Source organism: Christiangramia qingdaonensis, assembly GCF_048381525.1.
Taxonomy (GTDB): Bacteria; Bacteroidota; Bacteroidia; order Flavobacteriales; family Flavobacteriaceae; genus Christiangramia.
The window spans coordinates 330,781-349,964 of the sequence record NZ_JBLWIM010000012.1 but is presented as its reverse complement, the minus strand read 5'-3'; the positions used below and the strand labels follow the sequence as shown (position 1 = coordinate 349,964).

19 protein-coding genes and 1 pseudogene are annotated in these 19,184 nt (G+C 39.9%); 10 read left to right on the top strand and 10 right to left on the bottom strand.

Translation table 11 applies throughout. The features are described from left to right. Positions 1–33 precede the first annotated feature (33 nt). Together ACNI3T_RS06460 and ACNI3T_RS06455 are read left to right on the top strand one after the other, a co-directional pair. A complete protein-coding gene (locus tag ACNI3T_RS06460; protein WP_418227125.1) occupies positions 34–735 on the top strand; it encodes a hypothetical protein in 702 nt (233 codons plus the stop codon). Next, entirely contained in the window at positions 719–1,339 is a 621-nt protein-coding gene (locus tag ACNI3T_RS06455; protein WP_418227124.1) for a hypothetical protein, read from the top strand. The genes ACNI3T_RS06460 and ACNI3T_RS06455 overlap by 17 nt, the downstream gene beginning before the upstream one ends. Here ACNI3T_RS06455 and ACNI3T_RS06450 read toward each other — a convergent pair. Further along, on the bottom strand, positions 1,336–1,851 hold the full coding sequence (locus ACNI3T_RS06450; protein WP_141876468.1) for an acyl-CoA thioesterase: 516 nt from the start codon (positions 1,849–1,851) through the stop codon (positions 1,336–1,338). The two genes, ACNI3T_RS06455 and ACNI3T_RS06450, sit on opposite strands and share 4 nt — an antisense overlap. Before the next feature lie 61 nt (positions 1,852–1,912). Next, positions 1,913–2,842: an HU domain-containing protein gene (locus ACNI3T_RS06445; protein ID WP_418227123.1), complete on the bottom strand. Its 930-nt coding sequence runs from the start codon at positions 2,840–2,842 to the stop codon at positions 1,913–1,915. Positions 2,843–2,941: 99 nt separating this feature from the next. On the opposite strand from ACNI3T_RS06445, the gene dprA reads away from it, so the two are divergent. Continuing rightward, on the top strand, positions 2,942–4,045 hold the full coding sequence (dprA, locus tag ACNI3T_RS06440) for a DNA-processing protein DprA (RefSeq protein WP_418227122.1): 1,104 nt from the start codon (positions 2,942–2,944) through the stop codon (positions 4,043–4,045). A 2-nt stretch (positions 4,046–4,047) separates the two neighbouring features. On the opposite strand, the gene trpS is transcribed toward dprA, so the two are convergent. Next, positions 4,048–5,016 (bottom strand): tryptophan--tRNA ligase, encoded by a 969-nt coding sequence (gene trpS / locus ACNI3T_RS06435; RefSeq protein ID WP_322301640.1) that lies wholly within the window; start codon positions 5,014–5,016, stop codon positions 4,048–4,050. A 73-nt stretch (positions 5,017–5,089) separates the two neighbouring features. Here trpS and ACNI3T_RS06430 point away from each other — a divergent pair, with 73 nt between their 5' ends. Continuing rightward, complete coding sequence (locus ACNI3T_RS06430) at positions 5,090–5,833, top strand: lysophospholipid acyltransferase family protein (protein WP_418227121.1); 744 nt, start codon at positions 5,090–5,092, stop codon at positions 5,831–5,833. Here ACNI3T_RS06430 and ACNI3T_RS06425 read toward each other — a convergent pair. From ACNI3T_RS06425 to recA, 4 genes are all read right to left on the bottom strand, one after another. Then, the gene (locus tag ACNI3T_RS06425; protein ID WP_418227120.1) at positions 5,830–7,389 is read right to left on the bottom strand and encodes a hypothetical protein; all 1,560 of its coding nucleotides are present in this window, start codon (positions 7,387–7,389) and stop codon (positions 5,830–5,832) included. The two genes, ACNI3T_RS06430 and ACNI3T_RS06425, sit on opposite strands and share 4 nt — an antisense overlap. Then, positions 7,386–7,928, bottom strand: coding sequence for an RNA polymerase sigma factor (locus tag ACNI3T_RS06420; protein ID WP_418227119.1), 543 nt, complete (start codon positions 7,926–7,928; stop codon positions 7,386–7,388). Before ACNI3T_RS06420 ends, ACNI3T_RS06425 begins: the two co-directional genes overlap by 4 nt. 21 nt (positions 7,929–7,949) lie before the next feature. Continuing rightward, positions 7,950–8,384: a hypothetical protein gene (locus ACNI3T_RS06415; RefSeq protein WP_418227118.1), complete on the bottom strand. Its 435-nt coding sequence runs from the start codon at positions 8,382–8,384 to the stop codon at positions 7,950–7,952. 84 nt (positions 8,385–8,468) lie between these two features. Further along, on the bottom strand, positions 8,469–9,485 hold the full coding sequence (gene recA, locus ACNI3T_RS06410) for a recombinase RecA (RefSeq protein ID WP_418227117.1): 1,017 nt from the start codon (positions 9,483–9,485) through the stop codon (positions 8,469–8,471). A gap of 198 nt (positions 9,486–9,683) precedes the next feature. Here recA and trhO point away from each other — a divergent pair, with 198 nt between their 5' ends. The 6 genes from trhO to ACNI3T_RS06380 all read left to right on the top strand — a co-directional run bounded on the left by trhO (position 9,684) and on the right by ACNI3T_RS06380 (position 16,364). Further along, positions 9,684–10,715 (top strand): oxygen-dependent tRNA uridine(34) hydroxylase TrhO, encoded by a 1,032-nt coding sequence (gene trhO, locus ACNI3T_RS06405; RefSeq protein WP_418227116.1) that lies wholly within the window; start codon positions 9,684–9,686, stop codon positions 10,713–10,715. Between the two features lie 205 nt (positions 10,716–10,920). Next, complete coding sequence (locus ACNI3T_RS06400) at positions 10,921–12,096, top strand: PSP1 domain-containing protein (RefSeq protein ID WP_322301647.1); 1,176 nt, start codon at positions 10,921–10,923, stop codon at positions 12,094–12,096. Continuing rightward, complete coding sequence (locus tag ACNI3T_RS06395; protein ID WP_418227115.1) at positions 12,089–12,571, top strand: gliding motility lipoprotein GldH; 483 nt, start codon at positions 12,089–12,091, stop codon at positions 12,569–12,571. Before ACNI3T_RS06400 ends, ACNI3T_RS06395 begins: the two co-directional genes overlap by 8 nt. 14 nt (positions 12,572–12,585) lie before the next feature. Continuing rightward, a complete protein-coding gene (locus ACNI3T_RS06390; RefSeq protein WP_322301649.1) occupies positions 12,586–14,895 on the top strand; it encodes a penicillin-binding protein 1A in 2,310 nt (769 codons plus the stop codon). Between the two features lie 107 nt (positions 14,896–15,002). Next, positions 15,003–15,704, top strand: coding sequence for a CoA transferase subunit A (locus tag ACNI3T_RS06385; RefSeq protein WP_418227114.1), 702 nt, complete (start codon positions 15,003–15,005; stop codon positions 15,702–15,704). 3 nt (positions 15,705–15,707) lie between these two features. Then, on the top strand, positions 15,708–16,364 hold the full coding sequence (locus ACNI3T_RS06380) for a CoA transferase subunit B (protein ID WP_418227113.1): 657 nt from the start codon (positions 15,708–15,710) through the stop codon (positions 16,362–16,364). A 48-nt stretch (positions 16,365–16,412) separates the two neighbouring features. Here ACNI3T_RS06380 and ACNI3T_RS06375 read toward each other — a convergent pair whose 3' ends face one another. From ACNI3T_RS06375 to ACNI3T_RS06365, 3 genes and pseudogenes are all read right to left on the bottom strand, one after another. Further along, positions 16,413–17,561, bottom strand: coding sequence for a serine hydrolase domain-containing protein (locus ACNI3T_RS06375; protein ID WP_418227112.1), 1,149 nt, complete (start codon positions 17,559–17,561; stop codon positions 16,413–16,415). Positions 17,562–17,579: 18 nt separating this feature from the next. After that, a pseudogene (locus ACNI3T_RS06370) lies at positions 17,580–18,051 on the bottom strand (methylated-DNA--[protein]-cysteine S-methyltransferase). Then, entirely contained in the window at positions 18,032–19,162 is a 1,131-nt protein-coding gene (locus ACNI3T_RS06365; protein ID WP_418227111.1) for a CNNM domain-containing protein, read from the bottom strand. The pseudogene ACNI3T_RS06370 and the gene ACNI3T_RS06365 overlap by 20 nt, the downstream one beginning before the upstream one ends. Positions 19,163–19,184: the final 22 nt, after the last annotated feature.

Sequence of the window (19,184 nt, the reverse complement as noted above, 5' to 3'; positions counted from 1 at the left end):
GTTTGAAAGCATCTAGTGAATAGAATCTAACCTATGAGTTCAGTAAAATTTGGTTACACGCGTGCGTTTATAGTGTTTATGCTTCTGTTACTACAGGGATGTACACCTGTTTCTATAGAAAATAATAAACGAATTCTGGTACAGGGAAAATTTGTAACTCCTGAAGGCAATGCTTTACAGGGAATCCGGGTAACTACAACAACAGATATCAATGGTTTTTTAAGCCGGGGACAGGGCACACTTTCTGAAGTTGTAAGTGATGAAAATGGTGATATTTCTATGGTCTCTCTGGATGTTAATCCTGGAATTTTGTGCCTGGATATTACAAATACTTCTAATGATCGAAGGTTGCAGAGTTTTACAGTTTGTGATTCGTCATTCAGCAGGAAGGAAACATTGTTGGATCTTGGTGAATTTGTGCTGAAAGAGATCATAGAAACAAGCATAGTCATTCGGCATGATTCAGATGTTTATTATACGTTGAGATCTGAAGCATCTTCAGTACAAATTGGTATCGAAGACTGGAATGAATTAAGCTCTTACGATGATTTAGACCTGGCTTCGAAATATACAACCCGAGAATCCTTTCTGAATTCTGAAAATCAAGTTGATACTTTAAGAGTCACCACCACTAATTATTCTACTGTTTATTTAAAATTACAAAGCGCTCAGGAAGAATATATTTATGAATTTGAGGTGAACGAAATCGATGCAAGCTATGAGATCGATCTTTAGGCTCATAATAGTGCTGGTTGTTTGTTCAACTGTTTCTTTGAAAGCACAGGAGCAGGACAGCACAAAATTTTCTGCACATCATTTCAATCGTATACAGTTGGATCCGGAACTTAGCATGTTTACAGCAATAGGAGATAACTTTTTAAAGGATGCTTATGATCTCAAAACCGGATCCGGCCTTACTGCCGACTTTTATCTCCACAAGAACTGGTACATAGGAACTCGATTTTTGAATATAAATACACAGATAGTCAAGCCTGAAAATATTGGTGACATCAAGAACACAAAAATCTTTACATTCGGTGTTCAGGGTGCTTATGTTTATGAATTTACCGAGCGTCTATATCTGGATCTAATTGCTGGATTTGGTTCTACCGGCTATTATCATGATTCAGAATTTGGAACGAACTTTAGAGATTCGGCCACCAGTATTTGGGGTGGGCCAAAAATCAATTATCGCATCAATAATTTCTTCGGAATATTCCTGGGAAGTGAATTTAGAAGAGATTTTATGAATATTGAAGTCACCGAACAGCTGGACGATTATTTTGGCAACGTAAACTTATTGAGTATAAGAGCAGGGGTGAGGTTTATCACGCACTAATCTTTGTCGAAAAGAGCCTTAAGTTCAGTAGCATCACTAGGTTTCATTTTACCAGCAAGCACAAGACTTAATTGCTTTCTGCGCAAGGCAGCGGCAAATCTTTCTTTTTCAAGATCAGTTTCCGGCTCTAGCTGTGGGATTTGAATTGGAGTTCCGGTTTCGTCTACCGCTACAAAAGTATAAATTGCTTCATTTGCTTTTGTTCTACGACCACTTTCACGGTCTTCCACCCAAACATCAATGAAGATCTCCATGGAACTCTTAAAAGCTCTTGAAACAGCTGCCTCAACTGTTACAACACTTCCTAAAGGAATCGCTTTGTTAAAAGCTACGTGATTGACTGAAGCAGTTACTACGATCCTACGACTATGACGTCTTGCGGCGATACTGGCTGCACGATCCATTCTTGCCAGTAGTTCACCACCAAAAAGATTATTCAACGGATTCGTTTCACTGGGTAAAACAAGATCTGTAAGTGTAGTACGAGATTCATTAGGTGATTTAGCCTCCATGTAAGATTTTTTGCAAAAATAGGGAGGTTAGCGGTAATTTCGCAGTTAACGAACTATTAAATTACAGTTCCTGAACCAATAACCAGGCTGCATCATTCGTTTTCTTAACCGCATAAAGTTTATTGATCGCCTCTCTTCTGGTTTGATGACTGGAATAAACTACCTGGTGAAGGCCATATTTATTAGCTCCTAGTAATCGGGCTTTGAAACCTTCTGCTCTAAGTTCATCAACTTTGGTTTGTGCGTTTTCTTCAACTCGAAATGCTCCTGCAACAACATGATAGTTCCCAGATTGTTTTTCTACTTCGAAAGTAACCGCTGGTAACGGGTTATCAATTACAAAGGTTGCCTGTTGTATTTGTTCCTGAAGCTGAGTTTCTGCCTCCTGCTGTTCAGCAATATTATGCTTTGTAACCTGGCTGCTGTAAATGTTAAGTCCGGCAAAACTTGAAACTCCAAGGGCTATTAGGCCAATCGCGGCATATTTCCAAATGGATGATCGCTTGCTTTCAGGAGTGAAAGTAATAGGGGCTTTTTCCTCAAGTTCTGATACCTGTTGTTTGTAAGCCTCTCTATTAACCGGCAAGGCTTTGTAAGTATCCAGACCAAAGGACTGCGTGAGAAAGTTTACATTCGTAACAGGTTCAAATTGCAGTTTATCCTCACTATCCAGGTAAAGCTCTCCAATGTTCTCGAGCCTGGCTTTAGAAGCATTTTGTAAAGAAGATTCCAGGTCATATACGTACTCCTGGATCATGTTATTTGCAGTCTGATATTTTACATTCTCGACCTCAGCAATATAATTTGCAAGTAGCCCATCATTTTTGATAAGCTGCCTGTTGAATGAGATCACCTTTTTTGGAGGAAAGAACTCATTGGAATTTTCATCGATAAAAGCTGATTGCTTCTGGGCCAGGAAGGCACCAAAACCGGGAAGAACTACACATTCATAACGGTAAAGCAGGTCCTGTATGTAATTGGAAATATTCATCGAGTGCAAAAATATAGGTTAAAGACAGTTAGTTAAAGTTACCTAAACAAATTTTATTAACAAATGTTTTTTTCTGTAAATTTCGTCAAATTATCCTGAATGGAACCTGATCAACTTTTGTATACCCTGGCACTGCAACATGTTCCAAATCTGGGAGATAGCACAGCTAAAAAATTAATAAGACATTTTGGTTCTGCGGAAAACGTCTTTAAAGCAAAAAAGTCTAGTCTATTGAAAATTGATGGTATTGGGAAGACCAGGATCAGTGAAATTGAGAACCCAATGCATCTGAAGGAAGCTGAAAAGGAACTTGGTTTTATTCACAAGAATAAGATTAGCGTAAGCTATTTCAAAGAAGATAGCTATCCTGAAAAGCTCAAACATTGCCAGGATTCGCCCCTGCTGTTATTTAGCCGTGGAACCATAAACCTCAACAGGAAGCGAATTCTCAGTATCGTTGGGACTCGACAGATCAGTTCACATGGAATCTCCTTTTGCGAACAGCTTATAGAAGATCTCGCACCTTTAGAACCGGTTATTATCTCAGGATTTGCATACGGAACCGATATTACGGCTCATAAAGCAGCCATCAGGAATAATCTACAAACCGTAGCCTGCCTGGCTCACGGACTGAACCAGATCTATCCAAAAGTTCATAAAAGGTATATGACCGAAATGGAGGAGAACGGAGGGTTTTTTACCGATTTCTGGAGTAGCGATACTTTTGATCGTAATAATTTCCTGAAAAGAAACCGGATCATTGCCGGCTTGAGCGAAGCTACTGTAGTAATCGAGAGTGCCGAAAAAGGAGGAGCATTGGTAACGGCCGATATTGCTAATTCCTATGATAGAGAGGTTTTTGCTGTGCCGGGTAGACCGGGAGACAAGTCAAGTGTAGGCTGTAATGAACTAATTAAAAGTCAGAATGCTAGAGTACTTACTTCCGCAGCAGATATTGCATATATGCTTAACTGGCGGAATAATGAAAATGATCTAAAACCAGTTCAGAAGAAATTATTTATTGATCTTGAAGCAGAAGAACAACTCTTATATGACCAGTTGCAACTTCAGGGAAAAACTGAATTGGATCTGCTGGCACTTCAGTGTAAAATACCAACTTTTAAAACGGCGTCATTATTACTGAGTATGGAATTGAAGGGAGCGGTAAGACCACTCCCTGGTAAGTTATTTGAAATCGCGTAGGCTTAGTAACCTAATTTGGTTCTAACTTTAGCCAGAACTTCATTCGCTACATTTTTAGCTTTTTCTGCTCCAATCGATAGTGCTTTGTCAACTTCTTCCAGATTATTGATATAGTATTCGTACTTCTCACGTGGTTCAGCGAATTTATCCCGAACAAGTTCGAACAATGCCTGTTTGGCGTGACCGTAACCATAGCCACCTGCTTCGTAGTTCTTCCTCATTTCAACTATTTGCTCTTCAGAAGCCATAATCTTATAAAGGGCAAACACATTACAGGTATCAGGATCTTTTGGTTCTTCCAGCGGAGTACTGTCTGTAGCAATTCCCATGATCTGCTTTCTTAGCTTCTTATCGGTCTGGAAAATATTGATCGTATTTTCTTTCGATTTGCTCATTTTCGCACCATCAGTTCCTGGAATGTACATGGTTTCTTCCTGCACATTACCTTCAGGAATTACGAATACATCTCCCATTTTCGCGTGGAAACGGGAAGCAACATCACGAGTCATCTCGATATGCTGCAATTGATCTTTCCCAACCGGAACAATTTCAGCATCATAAAGAAGAATATCGGCCGCCATAAGCATAGGATAGGTAAATAAACCACTATTCACGTCTTCAAGACGATCTGCCTTATCCTTAAAAGAATGCGCAAGGGTTAGCCTCTGGAATGGAAAGAAACAACTTAGATACCAGGAAAGTTCAGCAACCTGCGGGATATCAGACTGGCGATAAAATACACTTCTCTCAATATCAAGTCCACAGGCAAGCCATGTCGCTGCTACAGAATAAGTGTTTTGACGTAGCGTCTCAGCATCTTTGATCTGTGTAAGCGAATGCAGGTCTGCTATAAAAATAAAGGAATCATTTTTAGGATCATTCGCCATATTAATGGCGGGCATGATGGCACCTAGTAAATTCCCCAAATGCGGGGTTCCTGTACTCTGTACTCCTGTAAGTATTCTTGACATGGACTTTTCGAATTTTCCTGCAAAGGTAAATTTTTTATAGAACTCCTTCCTTTCATTTTACTACTTTTGACGCATGCGATACATCAAAATGGCAGGCATCCTTTTATGGAGAATCTGGTTCTATATTCTCCTCATCGTACCTATTGTGATAATGCTTCCCGTTTTGATCATTTTTACCACTTCTGAAAAGTTTTACCCTCAGTATTTCGTTTGCTCCCGTATATGGGCGAAATGTATCCTCTACGGAATGGGTTTCTGGGTTAAAGTTAAAGCTGAAGAAATTCCAGAAAAGCATAAAAGTTATATGCTAGTTGCGAATCATACCAGTATGCTTGATATTATGCAGATGCTGGTTATTATGAAGCAACCCTTCGTTTTTATTGGAAAAAAGGAACTGAGTAAAATCCCCGTTTTCGGATTTTTCTATAAACGAACGTGTATCCTGGTGGATCGAAAGAATCAGCAAAGCAGGAAAGCTGCATTTCTGGAAGCACAAAGAAGATTAAAACAAGGAAATTCAATTTGCATATTTCCTGAAGGTGGAGTGCCAGATGATCATTCGGTCGTGCTGGATCAATTTAAAGAAGGAGCTTTTAGGCTGGCCATTGAACACCAGATTCCAATTGTACCAATCACATTTCACGATTCCAAAAGAAGATTTTCTTATAGGTTCCTGTCGGGCAGCCCCGGGAAGTTGAGAGTCAGGATCCATCATTTTATTCCTACGCGTGGCCTGGAAATGAGCGATAGGAAGGAAATTAAGAACTCTACTTTCAATATTATTCATGATGAGCTGGTAGATCCTTCGGTTCATTAGAAAGTATAGCTAATCCCCGAGTAAACCCCGAAATTAACTGGACGTACATTATCAACATTATTAAAAGTGTTGACCTGGTATTTCATCATAGGTTCTACGCTAAGGCTTATTTTGTTGCTAATTTCATAATCCACCCCAATCCCAACATTCGTACTAAAACTTGTTTTATTAATATTAGAAGCTGTCCCAAGTTTGGTTCTGGACTCAGCTGTTACTAGATCTACACTGTTCTGGTCAAGGAAAAGTCCGCTTGCACCACCAATGAGATTTAATCCAAAGCGCTCATCAACCAAAGCGTATTCCACTTCCAGCGGAACTTCGATAAACCCAAATTGTTGATTGATCTCTCCAGGAGTGAATACAGTTGGAGAAATAATACTTCCGTTGCTGTTATCACTATTTCCGCCAAAACTAGGTAGACCACTATCATTAGGAGACTCAACCCTAATTTCGATGTTATCTTCCGTAGAATTTATATTTTCAAAGCCTGGATTCATTGCCGTTGGGCTATAAGATACATTGGCAATATTCTGACTCATATTCACTTTGCTTATTCCAGTTCTAATCTTGACATTTTTCGCGATGTCATACGCCAGCTTCACACCGTACGAGAAAGTCACTTCGGCACTGGTTGAATTATTTGAAAACTGGTTTGAAAGTTCATTTCCATCCCCAAGATTAGCATAGAAAACGGGTGCGGCAAAAGTTGACAAACGAAGATTTTTCTGGTTGAGGTTTTCATTCTCCTCGTTTTCTTTATTTTCTTCGGAAGTTTTTGCAGCTAATAACTCTTCGAGTTGGTTTAAGGAAGTATCCTGTAAAATAGCAGTACTTAGCAGTTCATCTGAAAGTTCAGGATTTCTTTCATTCCAGTAGTTTTTGAATATACTTTCTACGGTATTTCTCTTTGCATCTTCATCGGTCAAAGTTATTGCTTCGTTGGTGAGAGATGTAGTTGCTGAGGTACGATATTTATTATTTAAATTTTCTTCTGAATTGTTATTACCATTTTCGTGATGAGTATAACGGGAATCTTCTTTTGATCTTTGATTGGTCTGGGATTCATTTCTTCCCGAATCATCTAGATATTCTTGATCTTCAGCTGTGGTATTGCTGTTTTGATCAGCCATTGCTGCATTAGAACTGCTTGTTTCTTCAGAGTTGTTATTATTTTTTTGTTCGTTATGGAAAGCGGCACCAGATTGTTCTTTTTGATTGTTCCTATCCTCATTCACTATGCTTTCTTCTGAAGGAGATTCCTGATCAATACTTTCATTGTTTTCTGCTCCCGTTTCAATCGATTCGTTCACAAATCCAGGTTCTGAAACTTCCGTAGTAGAAAGGTTCATTTTCCAGATTCCCGTGGCTACTAAGGCTAAAATTGCAGCTGCAGCACTAAATTTAAGCCAGAGTGGAATTACCGGCTTTTTAGCAACCGGCGGTGTTCCGGCATCCAGTCGAGCCGATATTTGCTCCCAGTTTCTAGGAGAAGGTTCTTTCTCGAAGTCCTTGAACTTCTCCTGAAAGATCCTGTCTATGTTCTTTTTCTCTTTCATGATGATTTCACCGCTTTTGAGTTCTGTACCAATTCAATTTTCTCCTTTAGAGAAGTTCTGGCTCTGGCCAGGTTTGATTTCGAAGTTCCCTTAGTGATACTTAATAAATCTGAAATTTCCTTATGAGAATAGCCGTCCAGCACATACAGGTTAAATACCTGCCTGTATCTGTCTGGTAATTCCTGTACACATTGTAAGAGGAAGTCCACGGAAATATTATCTGTTTCAACTTCTATTTCATCCTCCTGCAGATCCTCTTCGTTGGTAATGCCGTAAACTTTCTGCTGTCTATGTTTTTGAAGGGAGGTGTTGATAAGGATACGTTTCATCCAACCTTCAAAAGATCCTTTATCCTGAAACTGACCAATCTTTTCGAAAATGGTCACAAACCCGTCCTGCAAATTATCTTCCGCCTGTTGATAGTTATCAGAATATTTCAGGCATACCCCAAACAACTTGGGGGAATAGAGTTTGTAAAGCTCTTCCTGAGCTTTTCTTTCTTGTTGTTTACAACGGTAGATGAGGTCTTTAGAACCCACGTATTCATTTTAGGTTAGTAGTTATGACTGCTCCGTTACAACAGGAATGGTAACTTCTTCATATATCGCTTCATCTCCATCCTGTCCTTTCCAGAATCTAAAAGTATAATCTCTTTCTTCATCGATGGTCACCACAAACTTTGTACTTGAAGATGTTCCAATAACATCTCTGGTACAGGAACTATTTTCGACAACCGCGGTAACAACCGAAATGTAGATCTGGCTTCTTTCTTCTGAAGTAGTGCCTGCTCTTCGAGCGTCCAGCGCCTGAAAGTTATTACAATCTGATGGAAAGACGAAATCTACTCTTACATCGTAAGTATTACCTAATACGAATTCATCTGGTAGATCGTGACTTGTAATACTTGCTAATTCGTAGGAGGTGATTTGGGAATCATTGTCTACTGAACAACTTATTAGCAGTAATGTTAGGGCTATTACAACCAATTTTCTCATATTCTTATTGCTTTTATAGTAGATGCAATAAGTGAGAAATGGTTGCGTAGGTATCAAAAAAAATCCCCGGATGGGGATTTTTAATTAAGCTTCTTTTGCGACCTTAATCGCTTCTTTAATCTTGATTTCCAGTTCTTCCATAAGATCTGGATTGTCTTTTAATAAAGTTTTGACTGCATCACGACCCTGTCCAAGTTTCGTGTCTTCATAGCTAAACCATGATCCACTTTTCTTAACGATCTCGTAATCCACACCAATATCAATGATCTCACCGATCTTAGAAACACCTTCACCATACATAATATCAAATTCGGCAGTTTTAAACGGTGGGGCAACCTTGTTCTTCACTACTTTAACCCTGGTCTTATTACCCATTACGTTATTTGCACTATCCTTGATCTGGGTAGATCTTCTAATATCCAAACGAACGGAAGCATAGAATTTCAATGCATTACCACCGGTAGTAGTTTCCGGATTTCCGAACATTACCCCGATCTTCTCTCTTAGCTGGTTGATAAAGATCACCGTACAATTTGTTTTGCTAATAGAAGAAGTAAGTTTTCTAAGTGCCTGCGACATTAATCTCGCATGAAGTCCCATTTTAGAATCACCCATTTCACCTTCGATCTCACTCTTTGGTGTAAGTGCCGCTACAGAGTCAATCACAATAATATCTATCGCACCAGAGCGAATAAGATTATCTGTTATTTCAAGAGCCTGTTCACCGTTATCTGGTTGAGAGATGATCAGGTTATCAATATCAACATCAAGCTTTTCGGCATAAAAACGATCAAAAGCATGTTCTGCATCAATAAAAGCAGCAATACCGCCTTTTTTCTGAGCTTCAGCAATTGCATGTAAAGTAAGTGTGGTTTTACCAGAAGATTCAGGACCATAGATCTCGATCACTCTTCCTCTTGGGTATCCACCTACTCCTAAAGCAAGGTCCAATCCAAGTGAACCTGTAGAAATTGCGTCTACATCTACGACCACCTGGTCGCTCATTTTCATCACGGTACCCTTTCCGTAGGTTTTATCCATTTTGTCAAGGGTAAGCTTTAAGGCTTTTAGTTTCGCTTCTTTCTCTTTATCGTTGCTCATGTATATGTATTAAAATATATCCAATTAAGGTGTGCTAAAATAATATAAGTTTTGTTGTAATACAATAAAAATGTAGGTGCAATTATGGAATTATTCCAATTTTTTGGATAAGTTTTAGAATAAGCTCAAATTTTCTCACCTCAGTTAAAAATGTATCTTTGCCGAAATTTTTCTTAACCCTTAAAATATTAGTATAGCATGCAACTGTACAATAAATTGAGCGCTAAGGAAAGGGAAGCACTATTAGAAGAAGCCGGTGAAGACAGGCTTACGCTCTCTTTCTATGCTTACGCAAAAATCGGAAACCCCGAACTTTTCAGAAATCATCTTTTTATCGCCTGGGACCAGATGGATGTTCTCGGTAGGATCTATGTGGCTCATGAAGGCATTAATGCCCAGCTTTCAGTTCCTGCCAGAAGGTTCAATGAATTCAAGAAATTTCTGGATGAAATCTATTTCTTGGAGAATGTTCGATTGAACATCGCCATAGAACATGATATTAAATCCTTTCTAAAATTGAAGGTGAAAGTGCGTAAGAAGATCGTAGCAGATGGTCTTAATGATGATACTTTTGATGTAACCAATAAGGGTGTTCACGTAGATGCTGCGAGATTCAATGAACTAATAAATGATCCAAACACGGTGCTGGTAGATATGAGAAATCATTACGAGAGCGAAATTGGTCATTTTCAGGGAGCGATCACACCAGATGTGGATACCTTCCGGGATTCACTGGATATTATCGAAGAAGACCTAAAAGATCATAAGGAGGACAAGAATCTGGTGATGTACTGTACTGGAGGGATACGTTGTGAAAAGGCAAGTGCTTACTATAAACATAAAGGATTTCAGAATGTTTATCAACTTGAAGGCGGAATTATCGAATATACCCGTCAGGTTGAAAATCAGCAACTGGAAAATAAGTTTATAGGTAAGAACTTTGTTTTTGATCATCGACGTGCCGAGCGAATTTCAGAGCATGTGATCGCACAGTGTCATCAATGCGGAAAAGCATGCGATACGCATGTGAATTGTGCGAACGAAGCTTGTCATCTGCTATTTATTCAGTGTGAGGAATGTGCTGAAAAAATGGATAACTGTTGTTCTACAGATTGTAAAGAGATCCATGCCTTGCCTTATGAAGAACAGAAAGCATTGCGAAAAGGAAAAGGAGCCAGCAACAAGATCTTCAAAAAAGGAAGATCTGAAGTTTTGCGTTATAAGCAATAGCTTCTTCTAAATGGTAGAGCCAATTAATATTGGTATATTTACTGTTGAAAATTTTTATGAACCTCAAGGAGGTACTTTAGGGAATGCCGAATGCCCGCTATTAGGGCTGTGAAGATGAAGGAGATCCTGCACCAGAAAGCAAAGCGCTTAGACAGGATGATGTTTTACAGGCTATCTAAAGCTACGCCCTCAATATATATAACATATGGCTTGCACAAGTTGCTCGACCGGCAAAGACGGTCAGCCGAAAGGATGTAAGAACAACGGAACCTGTGGAACAGACAGTTGTAATAAACTGAGCGTTTTCGACTGGCTTTCAAATATGTCTCTTCCGGGAGGCGTGGAACCTTTTAATATCGTAGAAGTACGTTTCAAAAACGGCCGTAAACACTTTTATAGAAATACTGAAAATCTAAGTCTTAGTATTGGCGATGTAGTTGCTACGGAAGCCAGTCCGGGTCACGATGTAGGACAGGTTAGTCTTACCGGTGAGCTCGTTCGCGTACAGATGAAGAAGAAAAAAGTTGCGCAGGATTCCGAAGAAGTTCTGAAAATCTACCGTAAAGCTTCTCAAAGAGATATCGATGTCTGGCAGGAAGGAAGAGAGCGTGAGGAAAAGATCAAACAACGATCAAGACAGATCGCTATCAGGCTTAATCTAAGCATGAAAATTAGCGATATCGAGTTCCAGGGAGATGGTTCCAAAGCTACTTTTTATTACACTGCGGAAGATCGTGTGGATTTCAGACAATTGATTAAGGAATTTGCACGGGAATTCAATACCCGTATTGAAATGAAGCAGATCGGACTTCGGCAGGAAGCGGCCAGACTAGGTGGTATTGGTTCCTGCGGACGCGAACTTTGTTGTTCTACATGGCTTACAGACTTTAGATCCGTTAGCACTTCAGCAGCGAGATATCAGCAATTATCCCTTAATCCTCAAAAACTTGCAGGACAATGTGGGAAATTGAAATGCTGCCTGAACTATGAATTGGATACTTATCTGGAAGCACTAAAATCTTTTCCAAAAACCGACGTTAAGTTAAAGACCAAGAAAGGAACTGCCGTATGTCAAAAAATTGACATTTTTAAAGGTGCTCTCTGGTATGCTTATGAAGGAGAATGGATGAACTGGCACCAGTTGAGTCCGGAACAGGCCAATAAGATCGTAGCACTGAACAAAAAAGGTGAAGCAGCTACTAGCCTGGAAGAATATGAAACAGAAGTGATCCTGAGCGAAGAAAAATCGAAAGGATTCAATAATTCAGGAGGTGAAGATAGTCTTACGCGTTTTGATAAACCAAAACAGCAACAAAGTAAGAAACGAAATAAGAAAAGAAAGAAACGCAAACCAAACCCTACAAAGTCTAAGAATGCGTAAAGTTTTTTGCCTATTAATTTTTGTTTCAGCACTTGTAGTTGGCTGTGATGAAAAACGGGTTTTTGATGAATACCAGGCGGTACAGAAATGGCATAAAGATTCACTGGTCACCTTTGAACTGGAGGAACTGGACTCTACAAAGGTGTATGATCTTTTTATCAATGTGCGGAACAATAACCAGTACGCTTACAGTAATTTGTTTTTAATAACCGAGATCAGGTTCCCGCAGGGAAAGGTGATTAGCGATACTCTCGAGTATGAAATGGCTCAGCCAGATGGGAAATGGCTAGGTGAAGGTTATGGAGATATCAAGGAAAGTAAACTCTGGTATAAGGAAGATGTGAAATTTGAAGAATCGGGTAATTATAAAGTGAGCATACAACAGGCGATGCGCAAGAATGGTGATGTGGACGGAATCGAAGAACTGGAAGGAATTACCGATATAGGATTCAGAATTGAAAAGAACGACAATTAATTTTTAGCATATAAATGGCCGCTACTACCAAGAAAACAAAGAAACCAGCGCATAGTAATCGCAAGTATATCGTAGGTTTCTGGACATTATTCGGAATTGGAATTCTAGCCGGAATTCTAATTTTTCTTTTTGCAGGTTGGGGATTCTTCGGAAAGATGCCTTCTTTTGATGAACTCGAAAACCCTGAAAACAACCTTGCTACCGAGATCTTTTCCGCAGATGGAGAAACCCTTGGGAAATATTACAGTGAGAACAGAACCCCGATCAAATATGAAGATCTGCCAGATCATTTGGTACAGGCTTTAATCGCAACTGAAGATGAACGTTTTTATCAGCATGCAGGAATCGACGCGAAAGGAACCGCCAGAGCTGCGGTTTACCTGGGAACAAGAGGTGGTGCAAGTACTATTACTCAACAGTTAGCAAAACAATTATTTACTGAAGATGTTGCGCAAAATGATGTGGAACGGGTGTTTCAGAAAGTAAAGGAATGGGTCATTTCAACGAGACTGGAGCGACAGTATACGAAGGAAGAGATCATTACAATGTACTTCAATAAATACGATTTTATCTACCAGGCGGTGGGAATTCGTTCCGCTTCCAAGATCTATTTTGATAAGGAACCTTCAGAATTGAAAATAGAAGAGTCGGCAGTTTTGGTAGGAATGCTTAAGAACTCGGCGCTTTACAACCCAATGCGAAGACCGGAACTGGTTAAATCCAGAAGAAACCAGGTTTTTGAGCAAATGAATCGTAACGGATTTATTTCTGAACAGGAAACAGATTCTCTGCAGAAATTACCTATGAAAATTGAATTTACACCGGAAGGGCATGATGAAGGAATGGCGACTTATTTTAGAGCTTACCTTCAGGGTTTCATGAAAGAATGGATCGAAGAAAATCCAAAACCTGATGGATCTGAGTACAGTTTATATCGGGACGGACTAAAGATCTACACCAGCATTGATTCTAAAATGCAGGAATATGCAGAGAATGCAGTTACCAGCCACATTGCTAACCTTCAGAAATCATTTGATCGCCAGAACGAAAAGAACCCAACGGCTCCTTTCCGCGATATTACAGAAGATGAGGTAGAGTCTAGTATTCAGAATGCGATGAGAGTTTCTGCACGCTGGAAGAAAATGAAAGCACAGGGAAAATCTGATGCTGAGATCAAGAAATCCTTCAAAGAGAAAGCGGAAATGAGAGTTTTTAGCTGGAAAGGAACTATCGATACAGTGATGACTCCGCGTGATTCAATCCTTTACTATAAAGCATTTTTGCAAGCAGGTATGATGTCTATGGTTCCTCAAACCGGCGAAGTAAAAGCCTGGGTAGGAGGAATTGACTTTAAGCATTTCAAATATGAGCACGTTAAGCAGGGGAAAAGGCAGGTAGGTTCTACCTTTAAACCTTTTGTGTACGCAACTGCAATAGATCAGCTTAAATTTTCACCCTGTGATACCTTACCAAGATCTAAATTTACGATCGAGGCCGGTAAACATGGGAACATGAAAGACTGGGCACCCAGAAACAGTGATAATGAATATTCAGGAATGCTTTCGCTCAAACAGGCGCTGGCGAGATCTGTAAATACCATTACTGCGCGATTGATCGATAAAACCGGTCCAGGACCCGTGATCGATCTACTTGGAAAACTGGGTATTGATACTGAAAATGTTCCTGCAGTACCTTCAATCGCACTGGGAACAGCAGATATCAGTCTTTTTGAAATGGTTTCTGCATACAGCACTTTTGCGAACCAGGGAGTTTATATCAAACCAGTAATGGTAAATCGTATTGAAGATAAAAACGGAACTGTGCTTTATCAAAATGTTCCAGAAACCAGGGATGTTCTTAGCAAAGAAGCGGCTTACGTGACTGTAAACCTATTGGAGGGCGTAACTCAGGGAGGTTCAGGGACCAGACTCCGTAATACCTGGGGAACCACCAATGCATTTTATAAGGATGTGATGACCGGTTATCCTTACGATTTTAAAAATCCGATTGCAGGTAAAACAGGGACCACTCAAAATCAAAGTGATGGTTGGTTTATGGGAATGGTACCAGACCTTGTCACAGGAGTATGGGTTGGAGCAGAAGATCGCGCAGTGCATTTTCCAGGAATACAGTACGGTCAGGGAGCCACCATGGCACTACCAATCTGGGGAATGTATATGAAAGATGTATATGCAAATCCAGATCTTAAAGTTTCCAAAGAAGCTTTTGAAAGACCGGAGAATTTGAGCATAGCAACAGATTGTGACAGCTATAATTCAGATAGTTCAAATGATGATTCGGTTCCAGACGAGCTTGATTTTTAATAATCTTCAGTAATTCAGTATAATAATTCTGAAATATTCAGTTGAGCCAACTTCAGTCGTTGTATTGACCTTTTAAATTTTGTATTTTCGGATTAAATTCTGAAAAAATGATCATAAAAACGGTTGATAGCGTACAGAAGGCTACAGAAGGTGTAGAAGACGGAATGACTTTTATGCTAGGTGGTTTTGGACTCTGCGGAATTCCGGAGAACGCCATTTCTGAACTGGTACGCCTTAATATTAAAAATCTAACCTGTATTTCTAATAATGCGGGTGTAGACGATTTTGGACTTGGCCAATTACTTCACAAGAAACAGATCGATAAAATGATCTCCTCATATGTAGGAGAAAATGCTATTTTCGAAAAACAAATGCTCAGCGGTGAACTTGATGTGGAATTAATTCCGCAGGGCACGCTTGCAGCAAGATGTCAGGCAGCACAACAAGGTTTTCCTGCGATCTATACACCAGCAGGTTATGGAACTGAAGTTGCAGAAGGTAAGGAAACCAGAGAGTTTGATGGAAAAATGTACGTACTTGAGGAAGCTTTCAAGGCAGATTTCGCTTTCGTAAAAGCCTGGAAAGGGGATAGAGCTGGGAACCTTATTTTTAAAGGAACAGCCAGAAACTTTAATCCGGTTATGTGTGGTGCAGCGAAGATTACCGTAGCTGAGGTGGAAGAACTCGTAGAGCCTGGAGAACTGGATCCTAACCATATCCACATTCCGGGAATTTTTGTACAAAGAATTTTCCAGGGAAAGGATTACGAGAAGAGAATTGAACAACGTACGGTTAGACAAAAAGATTAAGCGATGGCACTAGATAAAAACGGAATAGCACAACGAATTGCTAAAGAAGTAAAGGATGGATATTATGTAAACCTTGGAATAGGAATTCCAACATTAGTGGCAAATTTTGTTCGCGACGATATTCAGGTAGAGTTCCAGAGTGAAAATGGAATACTTGGAATGGGTCGTTTTCCTCTGGATGGAGAAGAGGATGCAGATCTTATAAATGCCGGGAAACAGACGATCACTGCCAGACCCGGAGCAAGTTTCTTCGATTCTGCCACGAGTTTTGGTATGATTCGAGGGAAGCATGTAGATCTTACGATCCTTGGAGCTATGGAAGTAGCTGAGAACGGAGATATCGCCAACTGGAAAATTCCGGGGAAAATGGTCAAAGGAATGGGAGGAGCGATGGATCTGGTCGCTTCAGCAGAAAATATTATTGTGGCAATGATGCATACTAATAAGGCTGGAGAGTCTAAGTTGTTGAAGAGATGTTCTCTGCCGCTTACAGGCGTTGGTTGCGTTACTAAGATCGTCACTAACCTAGCGGTGATAGAAGTAACCGATAAAGGCTTTAAATTGCTTGAAACGGCACCGGGTGTAAGTGTGGAAGACGTTCAAAACGCTACGGAAGGAAAACTCATCGTCGAAGGCGATATTCCTGAAATGCAGTTATAAAAAAAAGCCGGATTTATTCCGGCTTTTTTTATGTTCTAATCGTGAATATCACTGTTTACGATTCCCGATCATCTTGTAGGTGTCGTCTATATAGCGATAGAAATCTTCATAATGTTTATCATCATCTTTGCGAATAAGCTTTTCACCCAGCCTCACGATTACGAGCTCATCCTCAGGAATAACGATCACGTATTGTCCTAAAATACCCCGCATATAATAGATCTCTTTATCTTTATAATCGCTTAGCCAGAAGCCGTAGCCATAGTAAGGTGAATCTTCGAACCTGGGTTTAGAAAGCTGTTCGATATAGGCAGAATCCAATAGTTGCTCGCCATTCCAGTTACCGTTATTCAGTAAAAATTTTCCAAATTTCCCAAAGTTTCTCGCATTGGTGGCAATACAGCAGTAAGCTTTCTCCATGGCAGAATCTTTACTATCCAATTGCCAGAGCGCACTATCGTTCATTCCCATTGGTTTCCAGAAACTTTCGCTTAAGTAGTTACTCAGTGTTTTGCCAGTAGCCTTTTCAATGACCATAGCGAGCAATTGTGTATTCCCGCTTAGATATTCAAATTCCTCTCCTGGATTTTTGATCACTTTCAAATCCAAAACCTGCTCCCGAATATCTTTCCCAAAGTAGGCACGGGCAGTTGATGCAAATGGATTGTAATAATTTTCATCCCAGTTTAGCCCGGAAGCCATTGAGGAAAGATCTCCAATTTTAAGTTTCTTGTCAAACTGAGGAAAAAAGTTTTCTACGGGCTGCTCGATGTTTTCAAGGTATCCATCCTGAATCGCCTTATACATAAGTAAGCTAACCACACTTTTAGCCATGGAAAAAGAATTCGTCTGGCTCGCAGCACCGTATTCCTGATAGTATTTTTCGTAAACCAGGCTGTCATTCTGAATGATCAAAAATGCTGCGGTCTCCAGTTCCTTGTGCAAACTATCTAGACTTCTGGTCGCTTTGATACTATTATAATCTTTTGCCAGCGGCCATTCCTGAATGTCTTCTCCATTTTCTATAATGGCGTTTTCAAAGTAGGGGTGATCATCGATAAAAGCAGTTTTGTGTCCGTTCAAATAAGTGGTTTGGACTGCTCTCAAAATATATCCATAACCTGTCAAATAAAGACCTATGGATAAAACAACGATAAATAGCGTAATGTAAAGGAGTAGCTTGAAAATCTTTTTCATGTTCTGAAAATAGCAAATTTAGAACAGACTTTGTTGGGAAGGTGGGTTTTCCAGATCCAGTAACCATTTCTTACGATGCAAACCACCAGCGTAACCAGTGAGAGAACCATCACTTCCAATTGCGCGATGACAGGGAACAACGATCCAGAGCGGATTCTTTCCATTTGCAGAGGCCACGGCTCTAATTGCTTTCTCATCGCCTAGTTTACGGGATAGTTCAAGATATGATATTGTAGTTCCATAGGGTATATTTCTGAGTTCTTCCCATACTTTCTTCTGAAAGTCGGTTCCCTTCGGATTCAGTTTTAGAATCAAATTGCTGTCTTCGTCCTGAAAAATACTCCTGAAATTGCAAAATTGCTGTCTGAAGGATTTCAGGTATTTCGGAAGATTCATCGGTAGAATCATCAACTTTTATTTCCTGAACTCCATTTTCATCTCCAATGAACGTTGCGATACCAAGTGGTGTTCTAATGCTTGCCTGTTTCATCTCCATCAGGTTCATCACTATTATCTGAAGTAGAAGAGGTCTCCTGGTCCTGTTTTCTCTGGATGAGTCCGAGGCGTTTTGCGCGTCTTTCCCAGTTCTTTCTGGCAAGTACCTGCATGTCTTCCACACTATCGCTTTCGTCCATGATCTCCAGCCCTAAGAGTGTTTCGATAATATCTTCCATGGTTACAATTCCGGTGGTATTACCAAATTGATCCACGATCATGGAAATATGAGCGCGTTTTTCAACAAAGATCTCAAACAATTCAGGAATAGGCGTATTGTCATTCGTAACCAGGATATCCCTTTTTATGTTACTTAAAGGTTGCTCACCATGTTCATCGATCATCGCTTCAAGAACATCATCTTTCAGAATAAATCCAGACACGTTATTTGATTTCTCCTTATAGACAGGGATTCTTGAGAATTTCAGGTTCTTATGGTTAGAATAGAAATCGCTTAGACTCATACTTTCGTCCTCTACGATCGCTACTGAAAATGGGGTCATCACATCTTTAGCTTCAATAGATTTAAATACGAGTAAGTTCTTGATAACTGTCGTTTCGCTTTCCTCAAAAACACCTTCTTCTTCCGCAGCATCGGTGATTGCAGCGAATTCTTCACGGCTCATCGTACTTACATGCGCAGATTTTCCGATCAATTTTGTAGTAAGCATCATTAGCCACAAAATTCCCGTGTACTTAAGTGGGAAGATCATGATATTAAGTGCTTTGGCGGTGAAATTACCTAATGATTGCCAGTAGGTAGCTCCAATGGTCTTCGGAATAATTTCAGAAAGTACAAGGATGGCCAGGGTCATGAGCGCTGAAACGATCATCACAGAATTTCCGCCATCACCAAAAGTCTTTTCAGCCTGAACACCCACAAGAATAGCTCCCACGGTATGTGCAATGGTATTTATGGTAAGAATTGCGATAAGCGGCTTATCTATATCCTTCTTTAGATTTGCCAGATCTTTAGCGTAACTCTTTCCTTCCTTTTTCCTAATTTTTATATATGATGGTGTAATACTTAGTAATGTGGCTTCCAGAATGGAGCACATAAAGGAGAAAAATATTGATAATACGGCAAAAATGATCAGTAATCCCATGCACTTTAATAAGTTAGAATGG

Bases quoted from the DNA above. Each gene is read 5' to 3' on its own strand.
- ACNI3T_RS06450 (WP_141876468.1), bottom strand. From the start codon at position 1,851: ATGGAGGCTAAATCACCTAATGAATCTCGTACTACACTTACAGATCTT.
- ACNI3T_RS06390 (WP_322301649.1), top strand. From the start codon at position 12,586: ATGGCCGCTACTACCAAGAAAACAAAGAAACCAGCGCATAGTAATCGC.
- ACNI3T_RS06460 (WP_418227125.1), top strand. From the start codon at position 34: ATGAGTTCAGTAAAATTTGGTTACACGCGTGCGTTTATAGTGTTTATG.
- ACNI3T_RS06455 (WP_418227124.1), top strand. From the start codon at position 719: ATGAGATCGATCTTTAGGCTCATAATAGTGCTGGTTGTTTGTTCAACT.
- trpS (WP_322301640.1), bottom strand. From the start codon at position 5,016: ATGTCAAGAATACTTACAGGAGTACAGAGTACAGGAACCCCGCATTTG.
- ACNI3T_RS06380 (WP_418227113.1), top strand. From the start codon at position 15,708: ATGGCACTAGATAAAAACGGAATAGCACAACGAATTGCTAAAGAAGTA.
- ACNI3T_RS06375 (WP_418227112.1), bottom strand. From the start codon at position 17,561: ATGAAAAAGATTTTCAAGCTACTCCTTTACATTACGCTATTTATCGTT.
- ACNI3T_RS06425 (WP_418227120.1), bottom strand. From the start codon at position 7,389: ATGAAAGAGAAAAAGAACATAGACAGGATCTTTCAGGAGAAGTTCAAG.
- ACNI3T_RS06430 (WP_418227121.1), top strand. From the start codon at position 5,090: ATGCGATACATCAAAATGGCAGGCATCCTTTTATGGAGAATCTGGTTC.
- ACNI3T_RS06400 (WP_322301647.1), top strand. From the start codon at position 10,921: ATGGCTTGCACAAGTTGCTCGACCGGCAAAGACGGTCAGCCGAAAGGA.
- ACNI3T_RS06445 (WP_418227123.1), bottom strand. From the start codon at position 2,842: ATGAATATTTCCAATTACATACAGGACCTGCTTTACCGTTATGAATGT.
- ACNI3T_RS06385 (WP_418227114.1), top strand. From the start codon at position 15,003: ATGATCATAAAAACGGTTGATAGCGTACAGAAGGCTACAGAAGGTGTA.
- ACNI3T_RS06415 (WP_418227118.1), bottom strand. From the start codon at position 8,384: ATGAGAAAATTGGTTGTAATAGCCCTAACATTACTGCTAATAAGTTGT.
- recA (WP_418227117.1), bottom strand. From the start codon at position 9,485: ATGAGCAACGATAAAGAGAAAGAAGCGAAACTAAAAGCCTTAAAGCTT.
- ACNI3T_RS06365 (WP_418227111.1), bottom strand. From the start codon at position 19,162: ATGGGATTACTGATCATTTTTGCCGTATTATCAATATTTTTCTCCTTT.
- trhO (WP_418227116.1), top strand. From the start codon at position 9,684: ATGCAACTGTACAATAAATTGAGCGCTAAGGAAAGGGAAGCACTATTA.
- ACNI3T_RS06395 (WP_418227115.1), top strand. From the start codon at position 12,089: ATGCGTAAAGTTTTTTGCCTATTAATTTTTGTTTCAGCACTTGTAGTT.
- dprA (WP_418227122.1), top strand. From the start codon at position 2,942: ATGGAACCTGATCAACTTTTGTATACCCTGGCACTGCAACATGTTCCA.